The 20,291-nt window shown below is 42.3% G+C and carries 17 protein-coding genes; 11 read left to right on the top strand and 6 right to left on the bottom strand.

Going from position 1 to position 20,291, the window contains the following annotated elements; genetic code table 11:
* Positions 1 to 240: 240 nt before the first annotated feature.
* From arsS to JMX95_RS04425, 4 genes are read left to right on the top strand one after another with little or no spacing between them, the layout of a single operon-like run.
* Positions 241 to 1,239, top strand: a complete 999-nt coding sequence (gene arsS, locus JMX95_RS04440) for an arsenosugar biosynthesis radical SAM (seleno)protein ArsS (RefSeq protein ID WP_201560099.1) — start codon at positions 241 to 243, stop codon at positions 1,237 to 1,239.
* Positions 1,240 to 1,251: 12 nt separating this feature from the next.
* On the top strand, positions 1,252 to 2,115 hold the full coding sequence (locus tag JMX95_RS04435) for a DUF547 domain-containing protein (protein WP_201560098.1): 864 nt from the start codon (positions 1,252 to 1,254) through the stop codon (positions 2,113 to 2,115).
* Positions 2,116 to 2,145: 30 nt separating this feature from the next.
* Positions 2,146 to 2,880: a TIGR04283 family arsenosugar biosynthesis glycosyltransferase gene (locus JMX95_RS04430; RefSeq protein WP_201560097.1), complete on the top strand. Its 735-nt coding sequence runs from the start codon at positions 2,146 to 2,148 to the stop codon at positions 2,878 to 2,880.
* A 17-nt stretch (positions 2,881 to 2,897) separates the two neighbouring features.
* Positions 2,898 to 3,536: a TIGR04282 family arsenosugar biosynthesis glycosyltransferase gene (locus tag JMX95_RS04425; RefSeq protein ID WP_201560096.1), complete on the top strand. Its 639-nt coding sequence runs from the start codon at positions 2,898 to 2,900 to the stop codon at positions 3,534 to 3,536.
* A 127-nt stretch (positions 3,537 to 3,663) separates the two neighbouring features.
* Here JMX95_RS04425 and mtnP read toward each other — a convergent pair whose 3' ends face one another.
* Complete coding sequence (gene mtnP / locus JMX95_RS04420) at positions 3,664 to 4,557, bottom strand: S-methyl-5'-thioadenosine phosphorylase (protein ID WP_201560095.1); 894 nt, start codon at positions 4,555 to 4,557, stop codon at positions 3,664 to 3,666.
* Positions 4,558 to 5,067: 510 nt separating this feature from the next.
* On the opposite strand from mtnP, the gene JMX95_RS04415 reads away from it, so the two are divergent.
* Genes JMX95_RS04415 through JMX95_RS04405 form a run of 3 tightly spaced genes read left to right on the top strand, consistent with a single transcriptional unit; the run spans position 5,068 to position 8,672 of the window.
* Positions 5,068 to 6,087 carry a TAXI family TRAP transporter solute-binding subunit gene (locus JMX95_RS04415; protein WP_193011126.1) on the top strand — a complete coding sequence of 340 codons (1,020 nt, stop codon included), beginning with the start codon at positions 5,068 to 5,070 and terminating at the stop codon, positions 6,085 to 6,087.
* The gene (locus JMX95_RS04410; protein ID WP_227675963.1) at positions 6,068 to 6,610 is read left to right on the top strand and encodes a DUF1850 domain-containing protein; all 543 of its coding nucleotides are present in this window, start codon (positions 6,068 to 6,070) and stop codon (positions 6,608 to 6,610) included. The genes JMX95_RS04415 and JMX95_RS04410 overlap by 20 nt, the downstream gene beginning before the upstream one ends.
* A complete protein-coding gene (locus JMX95_RS04405; RefSeq protein ID WP_227675962.1) occupies positions 6,582 to 8,672 on the top strand; it encodes a TRAP transporter permease in 2,091 nt (696 codons plus the stop codon). Before JMX95_RS04410 ends, JMX95_RS04405 begins: the two co-directional genes overlap by 29 nt.
* 140 nt (positions 8,673 to 8,812) lie before the next feature.
* Here the strand turns inward: JMX95_RS04405 and lipA are convergent, their stop codons facing one another.
* Positions 8,813 to 9,856 carry a lipoyl synthase gene (gene lipA / locus JMX95_RS04400; RefSeq protein WP_201560093.1) on the bottom strand — a complete coding sequence of 348 codons (1,044 nt, stop codon included), beginning with the start codon at positions 9,854 to 9,856 and terminating at the stop codon, positions 8,813 to 8,815.
* Between the two features lie 174 nt (positions 9,857 to 10,030).
* A complete protein-coding gene (locus tag JMX95_RS04395; protein ID WP_201560170.1) occupies positions 10,031 to 10,426 on the bottom strand; it encodes a carboxymuconolactone decarboxylase family protein in 396 nt (131 codons plus the stop codon).
* Positions 10,427 to 11,010: 584 nt separating this feature from the next.
* Between JMX95_RS04395 and acnB the strand changes: the two genes are divergently transcribed.
* The 3 genes from acnB (at position 11,011) to JMX95_RS04380 (ending at position 15,420) form a co-directional block, all read left to right on the top strand.
* On the top strand, positions 11,011 to 13,614 hold the full coding sequence (acnB, locus tag JMX95_RS04390; RefSeq protein WP_055123861.1) for a bifunctional aconitate hydratase 2/2-methylisocitrate dehydratase: 2,604 nt from the start codon (positions 11,011 to 11,013) through the stop codon (positions 13,612 to 13,614).
* A gap of 189 nt (positions 13,615 to 13,803) precedes the next feature.
* Complete coding sequence (locus JMX95_RS04385; protein WP_201560092.1) at positions 13,804 to 14,751, top strand: hypothetical protein; 948 nt, start codon at positions 13,804 to 13,806, stop codon at positions 14,749 to 14,751.
* 225 nt (positions 14,752 to 14,976) lie between these two features.
* Positions 14,977 to 15,420 carry a PACE efflux transporter gene (locus JMX95_RS04380; RefSeq protein ID WP_201554283.1) on the top strand — a complete coding sequence of 148 codons (444 nt, stop codon included), beginning with the start codon at positions 14,977 to 14,979 and terminating at the stop codon, positions 15,418 to 15,420.
* A 127-nt stretch (positions 15,421 to 15,547) separates the two neighbouring features.
* Here the strand turns inward: JMX95_RS04380 and JMX95_RS04375 are convergent, their stop codons facing one another.
* On the bottom strand, positions 15,548 to 16,345 hold the full coding sequence (locus tag JMX95_RS04375) for an enoyl-CoA hydratase/isomerase family protein (RefSeq protein WP_045451320.1): 798 nt from the start codon (positions 16,343 to 16,345) through the stop codon (positions 15,548 to 15,550).
* Between the two features lie 343 nt (positions 16,346 to 16,688).
* Here JMX95_RS04375 and JMX95_RS04370 point away from each other — a divergent pair, with 343 nt between their 5' ends.
* Complete coding sequence (locus JMX95_RS04370; RefSeq protein ID WP_201560091.1) at positions 16,689 to 17,501, top strand: alpha/beta fold hydrolase; 813 nt, start codon at positions 16,689 to 16,691, stop codon at positions 17,499 to 17,501.
* A 252-nt stretch (positions 17,502 to 17,753) separates the two neighbouring features.
* On the opposite strand, the gene JMX95_RS04365 is transcribed toward JMX95_RS04370, so the two are convergent.
* Both JMX95_RS04365 and JMX95_RS04360 read right to left on the bottom strand, forming a co-directional pair.
* Positions 17,754 to 18,818, bottom strand: a complete 1,065-nt coding sequence (locus JMX95_RS04365; RefSeq protein WP_083475641.1) for an HpcH/HpaI aldolase/citrate lyase family protein — start codon at positions 18,816 to 18,818, stop codon at positions 17,754 to 17,756.
* A 213-nt stretch (positions 18,819 to 19,031) separates the two neighbouring features.
* On the bottom strand, positions 19,032 to 20,228 hold the full coding sequence (locus JMX95_RS04360; RefSeq protein WP_201560090.1) for a cysteine protease StiP domain-containing protein: 1,197 nt from the start codon (positions 20,226 to 20,228) through the stop codon (positions 19,032 to 19,034).
* Positions 20,229 to 20,291: the final 63 nt, after the last annotated feature.

The following is a 20,291-nucleotide window of genomic DNA, read 5'->3' as shown; positions in this document are numbered from 1 at the left end:
GACGTCATGCTCATTTGGTATAAAAGGTGAAAATTACGATATTAGTTGTCAATATTGTTTCACAATCAGGTATGATTAATTAGATAAATCGTAAAGTGATAAGGCTAAAAATGAGATGATCGTTTTATTAAATAGTCATAAGAAGCAATTGCTTGCGTAGAAATTATTCTTTTTTTAACCTTTTATTTTTGTGTCATCATTTTTGCTTTAGAGGTGCTACTAACAGGGTTTTATACCATTATGAAATCAACTATCGAATTACTCGAGCACACGGATTTCCCAGCGATCAAACGTCGTGAGTTAACCACGCTACAGGTCAATATGGGTTACTTATGCAATATGTCTTGTGTGCATTGTCATGTGGCTGCCAGTCCTTACCGCACAGAGATGATGTCGCGTGAGTTGGTTGAGTTGATTCTAGAAGTCTTGCAAGCACAAAATATTGATACGCTTGATTTAACGGGCGGTGCGCCTGAGATGCACGAAGACTTTAAGTATTTGGTTACAGCCGCGCGCGCCTTGGGTGTAAAAGTGATTGATCGCTGTAATCTAACTATCCTGATGGAAGAAGGCTTTGAGGACATGGCACAGTTTTTGGCAGACAATGCGGTCGAAGTAGTGGCTTCTCTGCCATGTTATTCATTAGAAAATGTCGATAAGCAGCGCGGTAAAGGCGCATTTGATAACAGTATATTGGGACTGCATAAACTCAATGCCTTAGGTTATGGCAAAGCTGGCTCAAACTTAACGCTTAATCTCGTCTATAATCCGCAAGGTGCGACGCTGCCGCCCAATCAACAGCAGCTTGAAGCAGATTATAAGCGCGAGTTAAAAGCGCATTTTGATATCGAATTTCATCAGTTATTTGCCTTGACCAATATGCCGATTCAGCGTTTTGGTGCGGTGCTATTGGCTAAAAACCAATTCTATCCCTATATGGATTTGCTCAAAGCCAATTACGTGGCCGCCAATTTAACCGAAGTCATGTGCCGATCGACCATTAGCGTTAATTGGTTAGGAGAGTTGTTTGATTGTGACTTTAACCAGCAATTAGAGATTCCAGTGCCCAACAAGTCCCGTCGGCATCTAAGCGATTTATTAACGCAAAATCCTGCTGGCGATGACATTGCCATTGCAGATCATTGCTATGGCTGTACGGCAGGGCAAGGAAGTAGCTGCGGTGGTGCGCTAGAAGAAGAGACAACAGATCAGACGATAGAAAAAATATCATTGATTTAAATGGAGTGACTCATGTCAGTATTGAATAGCCGAAGATTTAATAGTACAAGACTTAATAGTAAAAGCCTTTTTTTAAGCAGTGGTTTATTAATCAAAACGGCAGTGACCACTTCTATCCTGTTAGCCAGTATGGCAAGTTATGCGGATTTTAATCACAGCACTTGGGATAGTTTACTGAATAAAAACGTTACTATGACCAATGATGGCAAAGCCTCAGTCGTTAATTACAACGGTATGAAAGCCGATAAGAGCAAGCTTGATAGCTACATGGCAGCAACTAGCAAAGTCAGTCAATCAGAGTTTAATGGTTGGAGTAAAGATGAGCAATTGGCATTTTTGATCAATGTTTATAACGCAGGTACGGTAGAGTTGATACTGACTAAGTATCCTAATCTCAAGTCGATTAAAGATATCGGTGGCCTCTTTGGCTCGCCATGGAAACAAGATTTTGTCACGCTATTAGGCAAAAAGCGCTCGCTTGATGACATCGAGCACAATCTAATCCGTGGCTCTAAACGCTACAACGAACCGCGTATTCACTTTGCAGTGAACTGTGCGAGCATCGGCTGTCCTGCGCTATTAAATGATGCTTTTACAGGGCGTAAATTAGATAAACAATTAGAGCAAGTGACGAGTAAATTCCTCGCGGATAGTAGTCGTAATCGTCTCAAAGGTAATACGTTAGAGATATCGCCAATTTTTAAATGGTATAAAGACGACTTTGAGACTAACTGGCGCGGTACTAACGATTTAGAAGGGTTTTTGGCTCGTTACAGCTCATCTTTAGGGCTTAATAAATCGCAAACCACTGAGCTAAAAGCAGGAAAAATGAAGATTGGTTATACCGATTATAATTGGAGCCTTAATAAGAAATAATGGTAACAACAAGTAAGAGTACTACTAACTATGACGGCTATGGCGACGGTTTCTATCATTATTCCAGTACTCAATGAGGCAAATAATTTGCCTTTATTGCTTGATAATATCAACAAGCTAAATCCAAACCCGCAGCAAGTGATAGTGGTCGATGGTGGTTCAAACGATGATTCTATTGGCATAATCCGCAGTTTTATTAATGAGTTAATGCTTGATAATGATCGTAAAATTGATTGGCAAATGACTGAATCTAAAGCAGGGCGCGCGCTGCAAATGAATGCAGGCGCAGCGTTAGCAACTGGTGAGGTATTGCTGTTTCTGCACGCCGATACGCAATTGCCAATAAACGCTATAGAGAGTGTTTCTGAAGCGATGAAACGGGCAGAGTGGGGACATTTTGATGTGCAAATAGCCAGTCGTCAACCGACACTGCGATTGGTCAGTCAAATGATTAATTGGCGCTCACGGTTGAGCGGAATCGCGACAGGCGACCAAGCCATTTTTATCAGCCAGTCTTTATTTGAGCAAATCGGTAATTATCCTAACCAAGCGTTGATGGAAGATGTTGAGCTTTGCAAACAGCTAAAAGGTAAGCAGTTAAAGGGTATTGCTAAACCTGCTTGTTTAAAAAGTAAAGTCATCACATCAGCAAGACGTTGGCAACAGCACGGCACTTGGCGGACGATTATTTTGATGTGGCATCTACGTTTTGATTATTGGCGCGGCGTATCAGCTGATAATATCAAAGCGCGTTATTATAAATAAATGAACAAACTCTTACCATGAATCAAAACCAACAAACTTGCATTATTCTCTTTGCCAAATTCCCCGCACAGGGTATGGCAAAAACGCGCTTGCAGCCAGCTCTTGGTATTGAAGGTGCGGCGCAAATGGCGCGTAGACTGCTATTGCATAGTATAGAGCAAGCCGTCGCTACCGGCTTTACGATTGAGTTATGTGTCAGTCCTGCGCCAACTGATCCATGCTGGCAAGCGCTTGGTTTGCCTGAATCGCTGCATTGGTCAGCGCAAGTGGATGGTGACTTGGGTTTGCGTATGTTAACCGCCAGTCAGCATGCATTACAACCTATTGAATTAAAAAATTTTAAAAAGGTTTTATTAATCGGTACGGACTGTCCTAGTCTCACAGCTACTCGTATGCGACAGGCTGCACAGCAATTAGAGGCACAAGATAGTGTAATGATTCCGGCTTTTGATGGTGGCTATGTGCTGTTTGGCTTTAAGCAAGTTGCTGCTCATTTATTCAGCAATATCGAATGGAGTACGGCGAGCGTAGCAAAGGTTACTCAACAGCGCTTGGCAGAATTGAGCTGGTCTGTAGCGTTGTTAGCGCCTTTGCCTGATATTGATGAGCCTGAAGATTTGCAGTATTTGCCAAATGGCTGGCTTGATGGTTATTAAGGATTAAGAATTAAGAACGCCTTATCATTTGGAGCTTTTATGTATTAAGAAGCCATTAAACTATTTTGTTGACCCTATTAGGTTGATTATAGTTCGATGGCTTTTTGTTGATTATAAATTCGTATGACTAAGGCAATAATGCTGACAGTCTGGTTTTAGTCTCTTCACTCATCGCCTCTACTGGCGTTACTAACGCTTGAGCTAAAGCCGTATGAGCAATAGAGTCGGGCTGTTCTGCAGCGAGTAGGGCGACCGCTTGCTTAATAACGTGCTGCGCATTATCGGCATTTTTCATCAAATTCTGAATAGCGTAATCGGCGCTAACAGTTTCCTCAGTAGGGTTCCAACAATCAAAATCTGTTACTAAGGCTAGCGTCGCGTAAGCCATACTTGCTTCACGAGCAAGCTTAGCCTCTGGCATATTGGTCATACCGATGATGTCCGCTTGCATCTGCCGATACCAGTGTGACTCTGCACGAGTGGAAAACTGTGGCCCTTCGATACAGACATACGTGGCTTTTGCATGACATTGACCTTCAGCTATCTGCGCCTGAACATAAGCACGCGTTAGAATATCCGCGACTTTAGGACATAAAGGATCAGCCATCGCGACGTGTGCCACTGCACCTTCCCCAAAAAAACTGCTGTTTCTATACTTAGTCATATCGATCATTTGATCGGGAATGACCATGTCTAATGGCTTAAGCGCTTCTCTTAGCGACCCCACTGCCGATACCGAAATGACGTAACGTACGCCCAAAGTTTTGAGGGCATAAATATTGGCACGATAGGGGACTTCGGAAGGAGTGAGTTTGTGACCATGACCATGACGAGTTAGAAAGGCGACCGTTATGCCATTCAATTCACCTAAGACAATATCGTCAGAAGGTGTACCAAAAGGCGTCAATATTTTTACGTTACGCTTATTGCTTAGCGCTTGCATCTGATAAAGACCACTACCACCAATGATGGCGATATCAGCAGATACCGCTGCTGATTTTTCTACACTAGATGTTGTCATAAAGGTTTTCCAGATTTTTAGAATAAAAGATAAAGTTGCCAATATATGTGGTGACGAATGTATTATTCAGACTGCGTCTACTTTAAGTTAGCTGCTTTAAAAAACGCCCGCTTAGGTTTTATATATGAAATACAACAAAGCCTACAGTATTATAAAAATACATTCAGGCATACCATTCAGTCATTCTATATCAGTATTTTTGGTCAAATAACCTCGTTTGTATTTAGATTATTATAAAGGTTTACAATCGACACAAACTTTGTTTAAATAAGATAACTAATGAAACATTGTTCCGCATAGCAAAACTATATTTAGCTTTTGATTGCTTACAAAAGCTGCTGCCACTTGACCTAAATGGCTTCGAATATAAGGTTTTGAGCGTAGAAGAGAATGTAGATGGCAGTTTATTTATAGCAAGAATTGCTATATTATTACAGGTATGTAACGCATTAATATTTATATACTGATACTGTTAAATGTACTAAATCGATTATTTCAAGGATGAATTCAATGCTCCACTCTCTAAAATCCCCGTTACTTTTATCAGCAATGTTAAGCGCCACTTTAGGGCTGACGGCATGCTCATCGCCAAGTTCAGAAAGCACTGACAGTACAGCAACAGATAGCGCTGCCACGGACACTGCTGCCGATAAGTTGGATACCAAGTTTCTGACCATCGCCACTGGCGGGGCATCTGGCCCTTATAACATCATCGGTACCTCATTATCAGAGGTCTATGTCAAAACCTTTGGGGTCAACTCAAAAACGCAAACTACTGGTGCTTCAGTCGAAAACGTCAATCTATTGACCCAAGGAAAGGTCGACATGGTGTTGGCGCTTAGTGATGTCGTCACCGACGCAGTCGAAGGCAAAAATAACTTTGATAAGCCGATAACCAACATCCAACAGATTGCAGTCTTGTACCCTAATGTGGTGCAAGTCGTCACCACCAAAAAATCTGGCATCAAAAATATTGAAGATTTACGTGGTAAACGCATCGCTGTAGGCGATCAAGGCTCTGGAACAGAAGTAAATGCTAGAACTTTATTAGAAGGTTTTGGTATCACGTATGATGATGTTACCGTTGATTATTTAGGCTTTGCGGAAGCAGCGGACGGTATGAAAGCGGGTAAAATTGAAGCAGCATTCTTTAGTAGTGGTCTGCCAAACTCTTCATTGATGGAGCTAGAGCAGGGCTTAGACTTACAGTTGATCACCATCAATCAAGACAAGCTAAAAGAAATCATTGCGACCAAGCCTTACTTCAAAACCTTTGAGATTCCTGCTGGCACTTATGGCAATGAAGCAGCGATTCCAACCGCAGCAATCATGAATGCTCTATTGGTGAGCTCTGATTTGTCTGAAGCTGATGGTTATAAATTGACCAAAGCACTATTTGATAATTTAGACGGTCTAAAAACAGCGCACCAAGCGGCCAATGATATTAGCTTAGAAACCGCTCGTGATGGCATGGTCGCCCCTATCCATCCTGGCGCTAAAAAGTACTATGATGAGCAAGCAGCTAAATAAGCAATTAGGGTTATTAATTGGCGTGGTAGGTATTGCCGCGCTGGTTTTTTTTACGCTATGGCATCTATTTGTCCGTCAGCCTGTGGTGGAAGTGCGTGTTGCAGGCGTTGATGGTGCTAATGATAAGGTTTGCTATTTCGTCGAGCCAAATTTTCAATTGCGCTGGATACATTCTGTAGAAAAACAATGGTGGGAAGAGCAATACCAACGTGAGAGCGATGGGTTGCTGCTGACCACCACTTATTTTGAAGCTTTTGGGGCGGGTACACCCTCAACCGAAGCGCTTGCTCTCATACAAAAACCTGGCTATCTGGGTTATCAAATCAATGAGAAATTGCCCAAGCTCAATTGGGTGGTCTCTCGGCTTACCAAAGGTGAGATTGAGTATGGTAACTACCGGATGCTCATTCATCGCTGGGTGCCAGACTATTCTGAAGTAACGATCATGCCGACAACGTATGGTTTCATTGATAGATTTAACAAGGACTTGTGTCATGAACTCCCAAGTGATGGATCACGATAATGTGACAACGATGTCAGATATCAATAACAATAGCGACTTGCCTATACATTCCAACACGGATGCTAATACTAATATCGACGCTGAACTTGAAGCGCAAGCCCACAATAAAGCCATACTAGAAAAGTATGACCGAGAATCCATCACACGGCACCTCACTCAAGGACCAGTGAAGTATTTTATCGCTGGAATTTGCATTTTATATTCACTATTTCATTTGTATATCACTTTTAATCCCATGCCAGCATTGCTACAGCGCTCTGTACACGTGGGCATTGGTTTTGCATTAATTTTCTTGATTTTTCCAGCAAGCAAAAAAAGCAGCCGTCAGCGCGTTGCATGGTATGACTGGATATGGTTTGCCCTGTCTTTATCTGGGATGGCTTATCTGATATATGAATATCAAGACATTGTGACCTCACGTGGTGGTATGGCCAACCAGATGGATGTGATATTTTCACTGATTACGGTGGTCTGTGTGTTAGAAGGCAGTCGCCGTATCACAGGTTGGATTTTACCGATCTTGGCAGGAATATTTTTGGCGTATCCGTTTGTCAGTCATTTGGACTTTATGCCTGACCGCTTACTGACTCGTCCTTATGATATGGGTGATATTTTTGGTCAATTGTTTCTAAAAACGGAAGGTTTGTATTCTGTTGCGATTGGTGCGTCGGTCACCTTTATCTTCTTATTTATTCTTTTTGGTGCGTTCTTAGCACGCTCGGGAATGGGACAGTTGTTTAATGATTTGGCATTGGCCATCGCCGGTCACAAAAAAGGTGGACCAGCAAAAGTAGCGGTCATTTCTAGTGGCTTTATGGGCAGTATCAATGGCTCTGCTTTGTCAAATGTGGTTAGTACCGGTGCTTTTACCATTCCGCTCATGAAAAAGGTCGGTTATCACAAAGATTTTGCGGGCGCAGTTGAGGCGAGTGCGTCTGTTGGCGGGCAGATATTGCCACCGATTATGGGTGCCAGTGCATTTATTATGGCTGAGACGACAGGCTTGCCTTATAGCACGATTGCGTTGGCAGCATTACTGCCCGCGATTTTGTATTATCTTGGTGTGATTGCACAGGTGCATTTCCGCGCTGGACGCCGTGATCTAAAAGGTATCGCTAAAGAAAGCTTACCAGCCGTCAAAGAAGTGTTAAAAGCACGCGGTCACATGCTGCTACCGATTGTATTTTTGATTTTCTTATTAATCAGAAACGTGCCCGTTGGTTATGCAGCGGCTTATACCATTGGCTTTACCGTCGTGGTTAGTATGCTGCGCAAAGAGACCAGAATGGGTTTCTCTGACATTTTGGGTGCGCTAGAAGATGGCGCACGCCAGTCGCTCGCAGTAATGGCTGCCTGTGCGGTCGTCGGTATTATTATCGGAGTAGTGAGTCTAACCAGCTTTGGTACGGTAATGACTTCATCTATTGTGACGCTAGGTGCAGGATCATTATTCTTTACGCTGATTTTAACCATGCTAGCATCGATGGTCTTGGGCATGGGACTACCGTCTATTCCTGCCTATATTATTACGGCAACAATGGCAGCACCAGCATTGGCTGGTTTTGATATTCCAATTTTATCGGCGCATATGTTTGTCTTCTACTTTGGTATCTTCGCCAATATTACACCGCCTGTGTGTCTAGCAGCCTTTGCTGGTGCTGGTATATCCGGTGGCGATCCGATGAAGACAGGGTTCTTGTCGCTTAAACTAGCACTCGCCGGATTTATCGTGCCGTTTATGTTTATTTATAATCCAACGATGCTGATGATAGATCCAACTGGTTTGGCAGTAACAGCGAAAGATTTCCCACTGCCACCTATTTTAGATATTATCACGGTAGTAGTGACTTCAGTGACAGGTGTTATCGCTTTAAGCTCAGCACTTGAAGGGTATTTTAAAGGGACTATGAATCCAGTGACGCGCGTCATCTTGACCATTGGTGCTTTATTACTGATTTATCCTGAGATTACCACGGGATTATTAGGCGGCGTTATCGTATTAATCGTCGCTGTATTCAATATCAAAACAGCTGAAAAGCCAACGCCAACTTTAACTGTTTAAAGTGTTAAGTGTTAGGGGCTATCCTAATATTTAAAACAATCTATCAAAGCTAAAAAAAGGGGTGAATAACATAAACTGTTATTCACCCCTTTTACATGCTTCGCTTAATTTTTAAGCGTTAGCTTATTAAAACCCGACACTTAGCAGCCAAGTTTGCCTTCAGCTTCCAATGCTTTTTTACTACGGATTGGCGCTGGGCAATCTTCGCCATAGTATTGACGATCGGCGAAGTAGCTTGAGCGTACCATTGGGCCTGCCCAAATGCTAAAGAAGCCAATCTTTTTGCCATAGTCCATATAGCGCTGGAATTCGTCTGGATGGACGTAACGATCTACAGGCGCGTGGTTTTTACTAGGTTGCAGATACTGACCAACCGTAATCATATCCACATTGTGCGCTTTTAAGTCATCAAGCAGTGCATAGATTTCTTCTTCAGTCTCGCCAAGGCCAACCATAAAGCCACATTTGGTGGCGATATCAGGACGACGCTCTTTATAGAGCTTGAGCAAATCTAGCGAATGCTGATAGTCAGAACCTGGACGAAACGCTTTATAGAGGCGTGGTACGGTTTCGATGTTATGGTTAAAGACATCTGGCGGTGTTTCAGTCAGTAGGTCTAAAGCAATCTCCATACGACCACGGAAGTCTGGCACTAATATCTCAATGAGGCAATTTGGGCTGAGTGCGCGAGATTCATTGAGTACTTCAACGAAGTGGGCAGCACCGCCATCTTTAAGATCATCACGATCTACAGAGGTGATAACGGCATACTTCAACTGCAAGCCTAAAATGGTCTCGGCAGTATGGCGCGGCTCATCTGCATCTAGCTCATTGGGACGACCATGTCCTACGTCACAGAACGGACAGCGACGGGTACAGATATCACCCATAATCATAAAGGTCGCCGTACCATCAGCGAAGCACTGCGGCAGGTTAGGGCAGGCCGCTTCCTCACAAACGGTATAAAGCTTCTGCTCACGCAAGGTGGCTTTGATACGAGCCACTTCAGCAGGCGAGGACATTTTAACCCGAATCCAATCTGGCTTTTTCTTTGCCTCGACGGTCGGGATCACTTTAATTGGGATACGTGCAACTTTATCGTAGCCACGTAGTTTTTCGCCTTGAATGGCTTTTTTTGGTTTGACCTTAGCAGCAGGCACATGTGTTTGTACGGCAGTTGTCATAATAAAGTATCTCTTAACCCTTTATAGCATAAGGGTTTATGGAATTATTAGAATATGTTATGAGTTGAGGTATTATAGCAGAAACTTAGGGGCTAATTTTCAATGAATCTTGTTTAACTGACCATTTTGAAGTCGATACTCAAGGCTACTATGATTTGTCGCTCAACCATAGTTTTAAATATCTATATCAATATCCAACTCATTCAGGATTTCTATGGTGGCACGAAACGCTTCTTGGGTGGCAGGTGCACCGCAATAAGGCAAGCTGTGCATTAATACTTCTCGAATCTCAGCGACACTAGCGCCATTATTAATTGCACCTCTAATGTGCCCTTTTAGCTCAGTTGGACTTTTTTGCGCAATTAAAAAAGCGATAGTAATTAATGAGCGATATTTGCGTGGCAATACTGAGTCATCTTGCCAAGTGCTGCCCCAAGCGTGCTCAATAATCCAGTCTTGTAATGGTTGGGTGAACTCAGTCGCTGCATCAAGCGAGCGTTTGACATGTGCCTCACCCATCACATCAGTGCGAACTTTGAGACCGTTTTGATAATTAGCGTTACTCTTCATATCGCTGTTTTCCGTGTGATTGTTTTCCATCGTACTACTGTCCATATCATCATCCTTAATATTTATTGAATTAGTATATGGCTAGGGTGTGTCCTCAATTCAAGCAATGAGCATCTAAATGGGTGAAAAATGGCAAAATTTTGTTTAACGGCAACTCATCTCATTTTTATCTCCATTTTTAAAATGAGGACACACTCTAATAACCTCTATTTTTTCAAGCGCTATCTTTTCACATGCTGCTTTGTAAGATGATATTTTATCAAATAATATCTTACAAAGCGTCTAGCAGTCATAGCGTATTTATTTAATCATAAATCGAGCGGTGATTGACTAAAATGACAAGCCATATATCGGTTGTGAAAGGGTATTCAATCATATTGTTGATGGTACTATTTATATAATAAATGTTCAATATGCACCCTTTAAAACTGCTTTATGAGCCTTTTAAAGTCTGAGCCATTAACATTTAGAGCGTTTTAAGCTATGATTGCACGGATAATTATTCCATCTAGTATATAGACGAAGGCGGTCATGCTGACTACCCACGTAATGTGCTAATACTCCAACTAACGAGGACGACTATTGTGTTAGAAGCTTATCGTAAACATGTCGAAGAACGTGCTGAGCTAGGAACGGTTCCGCTACCACTGAACGAAAAACAAGTAGCAGAGTTGGTTGAACTACTAAAGAATCCACCAGCAGGCGAAGATGCGTTCTTGATGAACCTGCTAGAAAACCGTATTCCTGCTGGCGTTGACCAAGCGGCATATGTTAAAGCGGCGTTTTTAGCAGCGATCCTTAAGGGTGAAACCTCTTCACCACTTATTAGCAAGCAAAAAGCCGTTCAAATCCTAGGCACGATGCAAGGTGGCTATAACGTTCAGCCATTGGTTGCGGCACTGGATGACGCGGAAGTGGCACAAGATGCTGCTGAAGCGTTGAAAAAGACGTTACTGGTGTTTGACGCGTTCAATGACGTGACTGAAAAAGCAGAAGCGGGCAATGCTATCGCTAAAGAAGTGGTTCAATCTTGGGCTGACGCTGAATGGTTTTTGAACCGTGATGCTGTACCAGAAAAGACGACTTACACGACGTTTAAAGTGACTGGCGAAACCAACACTGATGACTTGTCGCCTGCGCAAGATGCGTGGAGCCGTCCTGATATCCCATTGCATTCATTGGCTATGCACAAAAACTCTCGCGACGGCATCACGGCTGACGAAGAGGGCGTTGTCGGTCCAATGAAGCAAATCGAAGCATTAAAAGAAAAAGGCCATCCACTCGCTTATGTTGGTGACGTGGTAGGTACAGGCTCTAGCCGTAAGTCTGCAACCAACTCAGTATTGTGGCTCATGGGCGATGATATCCCTAACGTGCCAAACAAACGTGGCGGCGGTCTAGTACTTGGTAACAATATCGCTCCTATCTTCTTTAACACGATGGAAGATTCTGGCGCATTGCCAATCGAAAAAGTAGCCGTTGATAACCTAAACATGGGTGATGTATTTGACATCTATCCGTACGAAGGCAAAATCACTAAGCATGATTCTGATGAAGTGTTGTCTACATTCAAATTGAACTCACCAACATTGCTTGACGAAGTTCGTGCAGGTGGCCGTATTCCACTAATCGTTGGTCGTGGTTTGACCAATCGTGCTCGCGCATACATGGGTCTTGGACATTCAGATATCTTTGCTAAGCCAGAAGAGCCAGTTGATACGGGTAAAGGTTTTACCCTAGCGCAAAAAATGGTCGGTAAAGCTTGTGGTCTAGAGGGCGTACGTCCGGGCATGTACTGTGAGCCTAAAATGACGACTGTAGGATCGCAGGATACGACTGGTCCGATGACTCGTGATGAGCTAAAAGATTTGGCTTGCCTAGGTTTCCAAGCAGACTTAGTCATGCAGTCATTCTGTCATACGGCGGCTTATCCAAAGCCAGTTGACGTTGAAACTCAGCACACACTACCTGACTTTATCATGAACCGTGGCGGCGTAAGCTTACGTCCAGGTGATGGTATCATTCATAGCTGGTTGAACCGTATGCTACTTCCAGATACCGTCGGTACTGGTGGTGACTCGCATACTCGTTTCCCAATGGGTATCTCATTCCCAGCAGGTTCTGGTCTAGTAGCATTCGCAGCAGCGACTGGTGTTATGCCACTTGATATGCCTGAATCTGTCCGTGTCCGCTTCGTTGGCGAACGTCAAGCTGGTATCACGTTGCGTGACTTGGTTCATGCGATCCCTTATCAAGCGATCAAAGAAGGTCTATTGACCGTTGATAAGAAAGGCAAAATCAACGAGTTCAATGGTCGTATTCTTGAAATCGAAGGCCTAGAAGACTTGACCGCTGAGCAAGCATTTGAGTTATCTGATGCCTCAGCTGAGCGTAGTGCTGCTGGTTGTACCATCACTTTGTCTGAAGCATCAGTGACTGAGTATTTAAACTCAAACATTACACTACTTAAATGGATGATCTCAGAAGGCTATGGCGATGCGCGTACGATTAGCCGTCGTATCGAGCAGATGCAAGAATGGCTAGCAAACCCAAGCCTATTGCGTGCTGATGCTGATGCAGAATACGCCATCGATATGACTATCGATATGAGCACTATCAAAGAGCCTATCCTTTGCTGCCCGAACGATCCAGACGATGCAAAAACGTTGGCTGATGTCGCCGGCGATACCATTGATGAAGTGTTCATTGGTTCATGTATGACTAACATCGGTCATTTCCGCGCTGCGGGTAAACTGCTACAAGACGTACCAGCAGGTAGTTTGAAAACTCGTCTATGGATTGCGCCGCCGACGAAGATGGATGCGCGTCAGTTGATGGAAGAAGGTTACTACAACATCTACGCTCAAGCCGGCGCTCGTACTGAGATGCCAGGTTGTTCGCTATGTATGGGTAACCAAGCACGTATCGCACCGAAGTCTACTGCGGTATCGACGTCTACTCGTAACTTCCCGAACCGTTTGGGTCAAGGCGCTAACGTATATCTAGCTTCTGCCGAGCTTGCAGCAGTCGCAGCGGTACTTGGTAAATTGCCAACCAACGAAGAATATCAGCAGTACGCTGGTATGCTTGATAGCATGGGCGAGGAAGTGTATCAGTACATGAACTTCGATCGTATGGATTCTTATACTGAAGAAGCCGACAAAATTAACGTTGCTCAGTTGACCTAATTTTGGTTAAATCTTAAGTTAAAAATTTTTAAGTTATAAAAAAACCCCGTATCGTGATGATGCGGGGTTTTTTGTTTGAGTGTGATAAGTTAACACGTCATTGGTTGACGTCTGAAAGTAATTTCTAGTTGTAACCTTTCTTTTGTTGGTTAATAATTAATGAAATTAACTTAATGGAGGGTAACGTATATGTCTAAATCTGAAAAAAATGAGGTGAAAGTAGAATCTACAGATGGAGAAATCATAATTCCAGATATCATTAATAAGTATCATTACAATTTTTTCTCTAGAAAGGATTATAAAGTTCCTATCTGTTTGAGAGCCATTAATATATTTTTACTATCTCTTGCTCTAGGCAGTATTTACCTTACACTAAAACTAATAGGTATTAATATTTCTTATTTAGGTTTTACAATATTTATTATTATAGGATTTTTATGGCTTTTGAATTCTTTATATATTCAATATATAGTTAATGCTAAAATAATTATAAAATTTTATATGCTACTAGAGCGTAATGATCTTATGAATTTTATAAATGAATTGAATGAATTTAATGAGAATAGAAGAATAGAAATCAAAGATTTTACTGTTAGAGATATAAGGCAAGCTATAAAAATAAAGTCGACTTTTGTATCTATTTTAACAGTTGGAAACAAAGTGTACGTTGAAAAGATTATAGATACTTGGGTGTTAAGCATAGTGAAAAAAGAAGAACAGTTACAATTTGCAGGTAAAATTTCTAACTGGAAAAGCTTACAAGATCAATATAATTTGGGGAATAGTTTTAATATTAATAATTTCGTATTTAATCCTGATTCTAAGTCTAGGATTACAGGTTTGATGGCGGTATTATTCACAGTAACTGCTGCAATAATTATCAAAAATGGAGATGTTAATATTTTTTATGAGGTTTTCTCATATGAGGGCTTAAAATTATTTGCAGTAACAGCTATACTTGTAATCGAGTTGCTTTCTATTGCTTATATGATTATAGGCCTGATTAAAGAAATAATTGATTATATAGATGATTGTTTTAACGATTTCTTTGTTATCGACAAAAACCCAAGCAATTTAAGGATAAGTAGGTTTATCAGAAGATTGCTTTTGAAAGCTACTATAGAGACTAAAAAATAAGTACTCAAAATACTTATTTTTTAAATTTCTCTTTTTCAAATAATAAATCTGCTTTGAAAGTAACCTATGGTATAGCCACCAACTGGCTTCTTTCACTATCTTCTGTATAATATAAGGGCAGGCGGAAACCGTGGCTCTGCACTCAATTTATCTTGTTTCTCTCGGGACGGACCGATACTTTGATAGGCACTTTTTTGTTGACGCTCAAGTGCTTTGGAGTCTTGGTTGATTACTTTATCCCCACTCAAACGTCGTATCGTCTATGTGACTATTTTCGAGCTTATCGCTATCATTTCTTCTACTTTCGTATTGATGAAGCTGAGCGGTAGCGACGCGGCAGAATCATTACCAGTTGCTGTGATGGTGTCATTGGCAGCAGTGATTTGGAACTTCTTATACAATACAGCTTTTGAAGCGTGGGAACGTCGCAAGCATGTGGCAAAGCGTACCTTACTCATTCGCAGTGCGCATGCATTAGGGTTTGAAGGCGGATTGGTATTGATTTGCTTACCACTTTATATGATTTGGTATGACGTTGGCTTAATCAAAGCCTTTATGATGGAAGCGGCGTTACTGCTATTTTTCTTGGTTTATACCTTTATCTTTACCTTGGGTTTTGACAAGATATTTACTTTACCGCATCACTATAAGACAGCCTCTGATTCTTAAGAGTTAAAAGTGTTACTTAAAGATATGCTTAATACGGAATTTTCTTGATACTGTATGACCCAAAAATAAAAGGCTGCCATTAGGCAGCCTTTTTGATGATAGCGCAAAAAAGAGTGTGATCAGGTTATTATTTACCTTGATAAACTGGCTTACGTTTTTCCATAAAGGCGGTAATACCTTCTCTAAAATCATCCGTTTTAGCAAGCATGGTCTGTTGATCCACTTCCATATCGAGCGCTTCATTTAGCCCCATATACGCATGGGTATTAATCATATGCTTCATCGATGCCAATGCTTTTCCGGGCAGATTGCTCAGGCGCGTTGCCAATGCTAGTACGCTAGCATCCAGCTCGTCGCTACTGACCACATCATTAACCAAGTTTAAGCGTGCCATATCTTCCGCTTTGAGTTTATCGCCAAGCATGACCATCTCAGTGGTTTTAGCTACACCGATCAATTGATTCAGTAAATAAATGCCACCAGCATCTGGTATTAGACCGATATTGACAAAGGCTTGCACGAATTTGGCATTATCAGCGGCTATGCGAAAATCACAAGTCAGTGCCAAGTTCATGCCAGCACCTGCCACTGCGCCTTCTAATTTGGCGATAATAGGCTTATGAATATTACGCAACTTTAAGCTAATCTCAGCGACTTCGCCAACCATAAAGTTTAGCTTATTCGACAGTGCCTCGCTTTCCATGCCGTTTTCTAACATCTCACCGATATGCCCGCCACTTGAAAAGTTATTGCCTGCGCCTTGCAGGATGATAACTCTGACGTCTTTATCTTCATCTGCGTTCGTCAGTGCATTCATCATGGCATCTTTTAGCACTGTGCTAAAGGCATTCAGTGTTTTGGGATCGTTCATCGTGATGGTTGCGATATGGTTTTCTACTTGATATTCGACGAGAGGGTGTGACATGGTTGATATCCTTAATTGAGTTTTCTATAAAACGTTTTTGGTAACACTAGCTATTGGCAGTAAATGTGACAAATAATGCAATGCCAAATACTATAGCAGTTTGAGCTTATTATAAAAGCAGGATCTGTGCGCGCTTAAGACATATCTAAACGTTGGTCAAATTTTCAAATGGGGGTACGAGCTTTTAGTAAACTAAGAGGTGCAAACTTGTGATTGATAAAATCGCTATTCACTGAGCTTTTAATAGATTATGCTAAAACCTGTGTCAGGGACTTGCTTATCAAAATACGTGAATCCTCAATGAGATGCTGATATCTCTAATTTAGCAAACAAGGAAGTGGTTATGCCAATTATTCATGTCAATAATGTTGAACTTTATTATGAAGACAGCGCGCCAAATGATAAGCAAAAACCCGTCATGGTATTTGCCCACGGTCTGCTGTGGAATACACACCTATTTGACAAGCAAGTTGAGTATTTCAAAGCTGGTTATCGCTGTATTACGTTTGATTTTCGAGGACAAGGTCAGTCTGAAATAACCAAGTCTGGCTATGATATGGAAACCTTAACCGAGGATACATTGGCATTATTAGAGGCGCTAGATATTCATAAATGCCATTTGTTAGGGTTGTCGATGGGTGGGTTTGTCGCCCAGCGTGTCGCACTCAAACGCCCTGAGTTATTGCTGTCGCTTACCCTGTTAGAGACTTCTGCTGATCCTGAAGATCCCAAAAACGTGCCGCAGTATCGTAAGCTGGTCAAAGCCATTCGTTGGTTGGGTCTCAAACGCGTGAGTAACAAGGTCATGCCTATTATGTTTGGCAATACTTTTTTGACAGATAAGTTGCGTAAGTCTGATCGTAAGCAGTGGTTAACGATGCTACAAGGCAATCGCAAAGGTGGAGTCATTAAGGCAACGATGGGCGTCATTGAGCGGGCAGGCACCTACGATCAGCTAGGGAGTATTACGGTGCCGACATTAATTGTGGTCGGTGATGAGGACACAGCAACCCCTTATTCAAAGGCTGAACGTATGCATTTTGCGATTGCAGGGTCTAAATTAGCAGTAATCAAGGGCGCTGGTCATACCGCAACCGTAGAAGAGCCTGAGCAGGTCAATCGAGTAATTAACACCTTTTTAGCGGACTGTGTCTAGTTTTGAGTTGGTCTTGAAATAGCCTTAAATAAGGCATCGTTTTAATAATAATAGAGTAATGGAACCTTTGTGCTAAAAAAAGCCGTTATCTTGAATGTAATAACGGCTTTTTTATTGAGTGCATGTAAAAGAGTGCATTTAAAATATTAATTGGAAACATTGATTTGAAATTAGGGCACGTAATCATTTTTAGCCCATTTAGGCGCTTTCGTTCAGATTGAGGACATGTCCTATTAACCTTAAGATTTTTATTTATAACCGTGCCGTATAGTCATTATTACCGTCATCAAGAGTGCCACATGCCTCGGCACGATTGACGATTTCTGTTGCCCAAGCGCGATGGGTAGCAGGCTCTAGCATAGTATTGTTATATTTAAACACCGCTTTTGCCTCGCTATGCAAGATTGCTTGTGCTTCATCTAAAATGCTCAATGGTACACAATAGGCCTGTTGCACCAGCGCAATTTGGCTTGGATGAATGACCGTTTTGCCGACCAATCCTAAGCTAACATCGCGGGTTAGCTCTTGCATAAATAGTGTTGGCTGATCCAAATATTCAAAGACAGGCGCTGTTAAATAAAAGCCATGCGGCACAAAGCAGCCGAGCAGCTGATAGGCAAGGGTGCCGATAGGAGTATCATAAACGATGCTGTTTTTGGGACGGCGCAAACGCAATGCTGCAAACAAATCATTGCCACCGATACGCAAGGCAAATACAGGCTGGCTAAAGGCTTCTTTAAAACCAATGGCCAATTCCTGATTATGATGCGGATTAAATAGGGCTGCGGTCTCAAGCGTCGGCATCAATAGTTGCTCAGTACTCAGATTTTGACAGGCCATACGCCAATTGGATAGGCTATACATATCGACTTTTGGCATGACAAAGCCATCAATCAAATCGATATGGGCAAAACCTGAGAGCTGCTCTAACATCGCTGGATGACGCGGGCGTATAAATACCAGCGGGCGTGTTGGTTGCTCAATCTGAATATCGGCATGTTTTGATGGGTCATTGATGCTATCGACATGCGTCGCCCATGTATGCAGCAACGTTTGCAAGCGCTCAAGTGCCAGCTCAACATCATTATGGCTAACCGCATCTTCTAGGCAGATGATAATACTATTAATCGTTGGTAATTTATCACGCTTAATGACTTGCCAAATATCTTGGCGAGTTGCTGGCATGTATAGGCTAGCTCCCAACTGATACGGGTGATGCGCATGTGGTTTTAGCATCGCATGACGCTCAGTAATAAGGTGAGCGTAAGACTGGGTGTTTTGATAAAGAGTAGACTCGTTGTTTTGCATATCTGACATAATTGGCATCATCAATAGTGATAAGTGAATGGTTATAAAATCTAAGAAGTATCATCAAGTAATATGGCTTAGCAGCAATGACCGCAAACCCAAAAATACGTTTGGTAATGTCAAATTCGTTTAGCCGACAAGAGTGAGTACTTGTACTTTTTTCTTTCGCTACTTTGAGTTTGAGACGGGTCTGTTTTATAAAAACCGCGAGTGTAGCAATGATTAATGGTCTTCGGTACGTTGCTTGATAAGCGTGATGGCTTGATAGGGATGTATTTTATCACCTAATACACTCATAATGATATTTCGCTGGGCACATAAATGTCTTAGCAGTATGGTATCAGGATGATCAGCGCTGGCTAATAGTATGCGTTCAGGGTCACGGCGTAATATCGCCCGTGTTGCCTCTGCAATCGTTGGCTTAATGCGGTTACGATTGGTGATAGCGTAGTCTGCTGCCAGCTTGTCGATTAAAGCAGCTGTCTGATAGCGCGGCTGCTGAAACGTCGGCAAGCATTGCAAAGGTGGGGCTAATGCACGGCGCGCTGCATCGATATGAGTGATGAAAGCTAAGCTATGGTCGACCTCAATTAAGTTATCATAAAACACGCTGCGGTGTAGCCCTAATGCTGGCTCGGTATATAAGCTACGTGATATAAGCCCCGACACCGTGCTATTTAATAGCCCTGAAGGAATTAGCCAGTCATCGATGCTAGCTGCGAGCCAAGCAACGCCAGCTGGATCAGCCAGCGTTAATAAGGGAATAACACCTGCGCCTTGATGAAAGATATTGGCAAAGTTTGCATGGTTAGGATCGCTAAATTTTTCTAAACTATGAGCAAGCTCTTGATAAATCGCGCCTTTGCCCGTCCAACCGTCAACAAATACGATAGGACTGTGTGGATGAGCATTCAATATCATTTGTAACGCAACTGGATCAAGTCCGCGGTCGCGAATGATGCTGATACCATAATGTACGCTCGGCAAAGCATAGCTGCTATTAACGTCTGCTAACGCACGCTGCAACAAAACGCCAACTGGCAAACCTGCGCGCACCAAACTGACTAAGACTAGCGGGCGCTCATTACTAACGGTATGCTCATTTCGAGATTTTTGAAAAAGATGATGTAGCGTATAAGCCAAATTAGCAATATCAGCGGCAGTCCTCTCAGCTCCTTGCTCTAATGCTTGCGTATATAGCTGCTCATGCATAGCAGTAGGCGCTTGCTCCAAGGTCAACATATCAGAATAATGACGTTGCCCACTTTGGATGAGCGCTTCTTTTTGACTGACTGGCACATCGGCGACCGCGTTTTTAGCGACGATATCGAGCAGTACGGTCACATCACTGGCAAGATAGCTGCCTGAGCCATATGCTTCTAATTTTTGAATATTAGGGTTTGTTATATGATGGGTCATAAAATAATTTCTACTTCTATAAACGGCGGCGATTATTGTTTTTATTTAGGAGAGATTAAGTGT

The organism is Psychrobacter sp. NC44, assembly GCF_904846655.1.
In the GTDB taxonomy this organism is placed as follows: Bacteria; Pseudomonadota; Gammaproteobacteria; order Pseudomonadales; family Moraxellaceae; genus Psychrobacter.
The sequence above is the reverse complement of the archived record's forward strand: the minus strand, read 5'-3'. Positions and strand labels throughout refer to the sequence as shown.

What these genes read in the sequence shown, in the direction of transcription:
- JMX95_RS04360 (WP_201560090.1), bottom strand. Translation starts at nt 20,228, where the DNA reads ATGACCCATCATATAACAAACCCTAATATTCAAAAATTAGAAGCATAT.
- JMX95_RS04430 (WP_201560097.1), top strand. Translation starts at nt 2,146, where the DNA reads ATGACGGCTATGGCGACGGTTTCTATCATTATTCCAGTACTCAATGAG.
- JMX95_RS04425 (WP_201560096.1), top strand. Translation starts at nt 2,898, where the DNA reads ATGAATCAAAACCAACAAACTTGCATTATTCTCTTTGCCAAATTCCCC.
- JMX95_RS04405 (WP_227675962.1), top strand. Translation starts at nt 6,582, where the DNA reads ATGAACTCCCAAGTGATGGATCACGATAATGTGACAACGATGTCAGAT.
- lipA (WP_201560093.1), bottom strand. Translation starts at nt 9,856, where the DNA reads ATGACAACTGCCGTACAAACACATGTGCCTGCTGCTAAGGTCAAACCA.
- JMX95_RS04370 (WP_201560091.1), top strand. Translation starts at nt 16,689, where the DNA reads ATGCCAATTATTCATGTCAATAATGTTGAACTTTATTATGAAGACAGC.
- JMX95_RS04365 (WP_083475641.1), bottom strand. Translation starts at nt 18,818, where the DNA reads ATGTCAGATATGCAAAACAACGAGTCTACTCTTTATCAAAACACCCAG.
- JMX95_RS04415 (WP_193011126.1), top strand. Translation starts at nt 5,068, where the DNA reads ATGCTCCACTCTCTAAAATCCCCGTTACTTTTATCAGCAATGTTAAGC.
- JMX95_RS04435 (WP_201560098.1), top strand. Translation starts at nt 1,252, where the DNA reads ATGTCAGTATTGAATAGCCGAAGATTTAATAGTACAAGACTTAATAGT.
- JMX95_RS04410 (WP_227675963.1), top strand. Translation starts at nt 6,068, where the DNA reads ATGAGCAAGCAGCTAAATAAGCAATTAGGGTTATTAATTGGCGTGGTA.
- JMX95_RS04375 (WP_045451320.1), bottom strand. Translation starts at nt 16,345, where the DNA reads ATGTCACACCCTCTCGTCGAATATCAAGTAGAAAACCATATCGCAACC.
- arsS (WP_201560099.1), top strand. Translation starts at nt 241, where the DNA reads ATGAAATCAACTATCGAATTACTCGAGCACACGGATTTCCCAGCGATC.
- JMX95_RS04395 (WP_201560170.1), bottom strand. Translation starts at nt 10,426, where the DNA reads ATGAAGAGTAACGCTAATTATCAAAACGGTCTCAAAGTTCGCACTGAT.
- JMX95_RS04385 (WP_201560092.1), top strand. Translation starts at nt 13,804, where the DNA reads ATGTCTAAATCTGAAAAAAATGAGGTGAAAGTAGAATCTACAGATGGA.
- mtnP (WP_201560095.1), bottom strand. Translation starts at nt 4,557, where the DNA reads ATGACAACATCTAGTGTAGAAAAATCAGCAGCGGTATCTGCTGATATC.